The sequence below is a fragment of the Protofrankia sp. Cr1 genome (assembly GCF_963555865.1).
GTDB lineage: Bacteria > Actinomycetota > Actinomycetes > Frankiales > Frankiaceae > Protofrankia.
The window spans coordinates 1-6,045 of sequence record NZ_CAUVXO010000201.1 but is presented as its reverse complement, the minus strand read 5'-3'; the positions used below and the strand labels follow the sequence as shown (position 1 = coordinate 6,045).

The window sequence follows — 6,045 nt, the reverse complement described above, 5'->3', positions numbered from 1 at the left end:
GGGTGACCGGCCAGGTGGTGCGTAACACGACGTTCGTCCCGGTGGCGGCGCGCCGCAGGTAGCGGTCAGCCGTCGGCCGTCCCCTCCGCGTGTCGGTGTCCGTGCCCGTGTCTGTGCCCGTGTCTGTGCACAAAATGTAGCGACACGGGCACAATAAGCTTCCAGTCGCTGGTTGTAGCGACTAGGTTGCCGACAGTTTGGCGAACGAGCCGGACAGGGCAGGCACGGCAGGTGGGGACGGCGACTGCGTGACGCGGACGCGGCGTGAGGCTGCCGTGCGCATGACCCGGTCGGTCGGCCTTCCTGATGGGGGAAGCGGACACCGTCCGCGCCATGCCCGGCGGGGATCTGCCCGGACCGCCCTACCGGAACGGGTGAAGGGACACGGCATGGCGAGGCGAACAATGGCGGCGGGAGCCGTCGCGCTTCTTGCGATCGCGCTGACCGTCGGCGCCTGCGGGGGAGGGTCCTCCGCAAGCGGACGCCCGCAGTACATCATCGGATTCCAGGGGCCGCTGTCGGGCGACAGCCAGCAGCTCGGCATCAACGCGATCAACGGCGTGCGCACGGCAGTGGATCGCGCCAACGTCAGCGGCCAGCTTCCGTTCACCGTCCGTCTGGTCGAGGCGGACGATCAGGGCACCCCGGAGCAGGGTCCCACCGCCGCCCAGAAACTGATCGACAACCCGGACGTCATCGCCGTGGTCGGGCCGATGTTCTCCGGTGCCACCAAGGCCAGCGAGCCGCTCTACAGCCAGGCCAAACTGTTGTCCGTGAGCCCGTCCGCGACAAACCCGAAGCTCACCTCGCTGGGTTTCGGAACGTTCTTCCGGGTGATCGCCCCCGACACCGTGCAGGGTGCCGCCGCCGCGGATTACGTCGCAAAGGCGCTCAAGGCCAAGAAGGTCTTCTCCCTCGACGACAAGAGCGAGTACGGCACGGGGCTGTCGACGGTCCTCGAAAAAGAACTGACGGCACAGGGGGTGAATGTAACCCATGACGGCATCAATCCAACGAAGGACTACACGTCCGAGGCGACAAAGATAATCTCCGAGCAGCCCGACGTGATGTTCTACTCCGGGTATTATCCGGAATTCTCCCTGTTGACCAAGGCGCTGCGGGCCAAGGGTTTCACCGGCGCTGTCATGAGCGGCGACGGATCGAATGACGACCAGTTCGTCGCACAGGCCGGGGCTGCGAGCGCCGAGAGCGCGTATCTGACCTGCCCGTGTGGCGACGCCAACAGCGACCCGAAGGCCGCCGGCTTCGTCGCCGACTTCAAGCGGGTCAACAACGGCACGCGGCCGGGCACCTATTCCGGCGAGGCCTACGACGCGACGAACGCGATCATCGGGGTCCTGCGCAAGCTCGGGCCGGGAGCCAGCCGTGAGGCCGTCGCCCAGGTCTTCTCCTCCGTCGACTTCGAGGGCGTCACCAAGCGGGTCGTGTTCCAACCCGACGGCGAGATCGTCGGTTCGACCGTCTACGTCTACCAGGTCCGTGGCGGCAAGCGGGAGGTGCTCGGAACCACCGCCGAACTGATCAAAGCCTGACCCGCGGCGGGGCAGCGGGACCATCGGCGATTCGGGGGGAGCATCTGGATGGGTTTCGCGCGCGAGTTCGGGCAGCTGACGGTGGACGGAGCGACCATCGGTTCCCTCTACGCGGTCATCGCTCTTGGCTACACCCTCGTCTACGGGGTGCTCACGCTGATCAACTTCGCCCACAGTGAGGTCTTTATGCTCGGCGCGTTCGGGGGCCTGTTCGCAGCCCGGGCACTGCTGCCCGCGGGCGAGGTGACGCCGTCAGGGCTCACATCGGTCGCACTGGTGGCGGTCGGGCTCGGTGTCGGCGCCGCGTCCGGTGGCCTTGCCGCGTTCGCCCTGGAGCGCGCTGCCTACCGGCCGCTGCGCCGCCGTGGCGCGCCTCGTCTGGCCTACCTCATCGGTGCCATCGGAGCGTCCCTGTTCGCCGCCAACCTGGCCGGTAAGGAGTTCGGCCGCCAGAGCGTGCCCGTCCCCGATCTGTTCACCAACGGGACCGCCTGGCGGGTCCTCGGTGCCGATATCTCGACCCAGGCCCTGGTCATCGTCGGGGTGGCGGTGGTGATGCTCGTCGTCGTCGACCGGGTGGTCGCCGTCACCCGGCTGGGCCAGGCAATCCGGGCGACCGCCCAGGACGCCGGCACCGCGAGCCTGATGGGGGTCGACGTCGAGCGGGTGATCGTCGCCACGTTCGTGCTCGGTGGTCTGCTCGCGGGTGCCGGTGGCTTCCTCTATGCGATGACGTTCAACGCCTCCTACACGATGGGGTTCGTCCCGGGCATCAAGGCGTTCACCGCCGCCGTGCTCGGCGGCATCGGTAACGTCCGCGGCGCGGTGCTGGGAGGGGTGCTCCTCGGCCTGGTCGAAAGCTATGGCGGTTATGTGTTCCAGGCGTCCTACAAGGACGTGATCGCCTTCCTCGTCCTGGTGGGAGTGCTCCTGGTCCGGCCCTCGGGCCTCCTGGGTGAACGTCAGGGCAGGGCGGCATGAGCGCAGCGCTGCCCTGGCTGCGTCGGCTCGCGGTGTACCTGGGCGGCGCGGTGCTGGTCGCGGTTGTCACCGGTCCGTCCGGTGACGCAGATCATCCTTTCGCCGGCATCCGCGGATCGTTGTTCGCCCCGCGCTTCGCGCTGTTCGCGGCGCTTGCGACCGGTACCTGGGCGGGTGTCATGTGCGCCGCACGCGTGCGGGCAGGCGCCGGTGGATGGTTGCTCCGATCGGTCCGGGCAGCCTGCTCAGGCTTGCCGGTCGGCGATCTCGGCGGCTTCGGCGGCTTCGGCGGCTTGGCCGGCCCTGCGGTGGGCGCCTGGGGACGGGCCGTGGCGACCGTGGGAATGCTGGGTATCGCCCTGATCGTGCCGCTGGGCCTGTCCGCGGCGGCCGCACAGTCCCTCGTCACCGATATCGGGATCTACGCGCTGCTCGCGTTGGGCCTCAACGTGGTGGTCGGCTACGCCGGCCTGCTCGATCTCGGCTACATCGCGTTCTTCGCGATCGGCGCATATACAACCGCCTACTTCACCTCCCGCACGGCGATGCCGTGGCACTCACCGGTCATTCTCAACCCGTTCGTCGTGATCCCGATCGCGGTGGTCGCGGCGATGGTCGCCGGGGTGGCTCTCGGCGGGCCCACGCTGCGGCTGCGCGGGGACTACCTGGCCATCGTGACGCTGGGGTTCGGTGAGATCGTCCAGTTGCTCGCGAACAACGTCGACGGTGTCACGGGCGGCTCGCGCGGGGTGTTCGGCGTGCCACCCTTGTCCCTTGACGTCGGGGCACTTCACTATGCCTGGGGCCTGGCGCCACTGCCGTACTACTATCTGCTGCTCGCCGTGGTGATTGTGGTGATCGTGGTATTCGGTCGACTGGAACGGTCGCACGTCGGCCGGGCGTGGGCCGCGATCCGGGAGGACGAGTTCGCGGCCGAGATCTCGGGTGTCGCGACGGTGCGGATGAAGCTGCTGGCGTTCTCGATCGGTGCGTCCGTGTCGGGTTTTGCCGGGGTGCTCTTCGCGACCAAGCAGTTCTTCAACCCGCAGACGTTCAGCCTGCAGGCCTCGATTCTGGTGCTCACCATTGTGATCTTCGGTGGGATGGGCTCCCGGTTCGGGGTGGTGCTCGGCGCGGTGGTCCTGCAGGGGCTGGCGTTCTTCCTGCGTGACGTCGTGCCCCCAGCCGACCGGTACATCTACTTCGGGGTCGTCGTGGTCATCATGATGACCTTCCGGCCGCAGGGCCTGCTCCCGCCACGGCGCGGTGAGCGGGTCGGCGTCGGCGTCGGCATCGGTGTCGGCGTCGGCGTCGGCGACGACGCCGGTGTCCCGGGTGCCGGCGGGATCGGTGATGTGGGTGACGTGGGTGATGTGGGTGACGTCGGTGACATGGGTGACGTCGGTGGCGCGCTGCCCGCCGGTGGGCCGGCTGGATGAACGCGGTGCCGAGCCGGGACCCGGCGGCCGGTCGCAGCGACACCGGTCTTGTCCTCGACGTGCGTGGGCTGGTACTGCGCTTCGGCGGAGTCACGAGCCTGGACGGCGTGTCGCTACGCCATGAACGGGGTCAGATTCTCGCGGTGATCGGTCCTAACGGCGCGGGCAAGACGTCGCTGTTCAACTGCCTGACGGGCGTCGCCCACCCGCAGGCCGGTAACGTCACGCTGTGGGGTCGCGGCGGTGCTCCGACGGGCCTGCTCGACCGCCGACCGCACGTGATCAATCGGCTCGGGGTGGCCCGGACGTTCCAGCACATCCGGCTGTTCGGCGGGTTGAGCGCGCTCGCCAACGTCCAGGTCGGGGTGCAGGGGCGGGACCGCCCGGCGACGCTACAGGTGATGCTCGCCACCCCCGCCGTCCGGCGGTACGAGGCTCGCGGCGTGCGCCGCGCCATGGAGTTGCTGGCCTTCGTCGGCCTTGCGCACCGTGCGCACGTCCCGGCCGCGGCGCTCGCCTACGGGGAGCAGCGCCGTCTGGAGATCGCGCGGGCACTGGGCGCCGACCCGTGTCTGCTGCTGGTGGACGAACCCGCGGCGGGCACGAACACGGCGGAGAAAAACCAGCTGGCAGGGCTGCTGCGGCGGGTCGCCGCGGACGGGATCTCCGTACTGCTGATCGAGCACGACATGGGCCTGGTGATGAGCGTGGCCACGGCGGTGGTCGTGCTCAACTTCGGGCAGGTCATCGCCAGCGGTCCGCCGGCCGACGTCCAGCGGGACCCGGCGGTGCGCGAGGCATACCTGGGCCCGGCCGACGCTCCTGGTGGCGGCTGATGGCGCTCGAGCTCACCGACGTGGAGGTCCGCTACGGCTCGGTGACCGCGCTGCGTGGCGTGAGCCTGCGGGTCGGAGCCGGCGAGGTGGTGGCCCTGCTGGGGGCGAACGGCGCCGGCAAGACCACGACGCTGGCAACGGTGTCGGGGCTGTTGCATCCGGTGTCGGGGGAGGTACGGCTCGACGGGGAGCCGCTCGCGGGTCTGCCGGCACACGAGATCGTCGCGCGGGGGATCAGTCACGTGCCCGAAGGCCGCAGGGTGTTTCCGGTCATGTCCGTCCACGAGAACCTGCTGATGGGCGCCTACCGGGACCGCCGCCGGGCGCGTGGCGACATCGAACGGGTCTTCGCGATGTTTCCACGCCTTGCCGAGCGACGTGGGCAGGCGGCGGGAACCCTTTCCGGCGGCGAGCAGCAGATGCTCGCCATCGGCCGGGCGCTCATGGCACGGCCCCGGGTGCTGCTGTTGGACGAGCCCTCGATGGGGCTCGCACCGCTGGTCGTAGCCATGATTTTCTCGGTCATCACTGAGATCAACAGCACTGGCGTGTCGATGCTGTTGGTGGAGCAGAACGCCCACCAGGCGCTGGCGGTCGCAGACCGTGGCTACGTGCTGGAAACAGGTCGGATGGTGCTGGACGGCCCGGCTCACCTGTTGCGCGCGGACGACCGTGTTCGGCGGGCTTATCTGGGTGAGGACGTCGCCTGAGCGACAGCACCGCGCGTGGCGCTGGGGATCGAACCGTGCATCCAGTGGCACATGAGGTTGCAGTGGCATATGAGGCTGCAGTGCCACCTGAAGGTGCAGTGCCACCTGAATCTGCAGATGAATAAGTGAAACCCGGGACGGTCTTTGGCGCCGTCCACACCTTCCCCGTGTATGGACGTTATCTACTCGTCCGTCCCGGGCCCACTGACAAAGACGCTAGGACGTAACCGATGCTCGCGTCAATGCGCCGGGCGGACAGCAGCCGTCGGTTGTCGCACACTGTCTTCCCCGAAGCCTTCCGGCGGCGTTCCCGGTGCCGTTCCCGGCGTTCTTCGCGGCGTGACGAGTGACACGTTCGGGTATCGGTCTGTCCGATCGAAGACGCCCCGTGTGGTCCTCGGTGGTCATCGGTCACCCGAATGTCAGCAGTAGAATGTCATCAGGTGAATATCACCGGGTGAATATCAACCGGCGGAAATTGCTGGGGGCCGGTACACGGCCGGCGTGAATCCGCGGGGTGACACCC

The 6,045-nt window shown here is 68.5% G+C and carries 5 protein-coding genes; all 5 read left to right on the top strand.

Features of this window, described 5'->3' with window-relative positions:
• Positions 1 to 389: 389 nt before the first annotated feature.
• Genes U9980_RS15990 through U9980_RS15970 form a run of 5 tightly spaced genes read left to right on the top strand, consistent with a single transcriptional unit; the run spans position 390 to position 5,519 of the window.
• The gene (locus U9980_RS15990; RefSeq protein WP_322768648.1) at positions 390 to 1,553 is read left to right on the top strand and encodes a branched-chain amino acid ABC transporter substrate-binding protein; all 1,164 of its coding nucleotides are present in this window, start codon (positions 390 to 392) and stop codon (positions 1,551 to 1,553) included.
• Positions 1,554 to 1,601: 48 nt separating this feature from the next.
• Complete coding sequence (locus tag U9980_RS15985) at positions 1,602 to 2,534, top strand: branched-chain amino acid ABC transporter permease (protein ID WP_322751663.1); 933 nt, start codon at positions 1,602 to 1,604, stop codon at positions 2,532 to 2,534.
• Positions 2,531 to 3,973: a branched-chain amino acid ABC transporter permease gene (locus U9980_RS15980; RefSeq protein WP_322768647.1), complete on the top strand. Its 1,443-nt coding sequence runs from the start codon at positions 2,531 to 2,533 to the stop codon at positions 3,971 to 3,973. Before U9980_RS15985 ends, U9980_RS15980 begins: the two co-directional genes overlap by 4 nt.
• Positions 3,970 to 4,809, top strand: coding sequence for an ABC transporter ATP-binding protein (locus U9980_RS15975; RefSeq protein WP_322768646.1), 840 nt, complete (start codon positions 3,970 to 3,972; stop codon positions 4,807 to 4,809). Before U9980_RS15980 ends, U9980_RS15975 begins: the two co-directional genes overlap by 4 nt.
• The gene (locus tag U9980_RS15970) at positions 4,809 to 5,519 is read left to right on the top strand and encodes an ABC transporter ATP-binding protein (protein ID WP_322751823.1); all 711 of its coding nucleotides are present in this window, start codon (positions 4,809 to 4,811) and stop codon (positions 5,517 to 5,519) included. The genes U9980_RS15975 and U9980_RS15970 overlap by 1 nt, the downstream gene beginning before the upstream one ends.
• Positions 5,520 to 6,045 lie beyond the last annotated feature (526 nt).

Excerpts from the sequence above, each read along its gene's own strand:
- U9980_RS15990 (WP_322768648.1), top strand. The coding sequence starts at position 390 with ATGGCGAGGCGAACAATGGCGGCGGGAGCCGTCGCGCTTCTTGCGATC.
- U9980_RS15985 (WP_322751663.1), top strand. The coding sequence starts at position 1,602 with ATGGGTTTCGCGCGCGAGTTCGGGCAGCTGACGGTGGACGGAGCGACC.
- U9980_RS15980 (WP_322768647.1), top strand. The coding sequence starts at position 2,531 with ATGAGCGCAGCGCTGCCCTGGCTGCGTCGGCTCGCGGTGTACCTGGGC.
- U9980_RS15975 (WP_322768646.1), top strand. The coding sequence starts at position 3,970 with ATGAACGCGGTGCCGAGCCGGGACCCGGCGGCCGGTCGCAGCGACACC.
- U9980_RS15970 (WP_322751823.1), top strand. The coding sequence starts at position 4,809 with ATGGCGCTCGAGCTCACCGACGTGGAGGTCCGCTACGGCTCGGTGACC.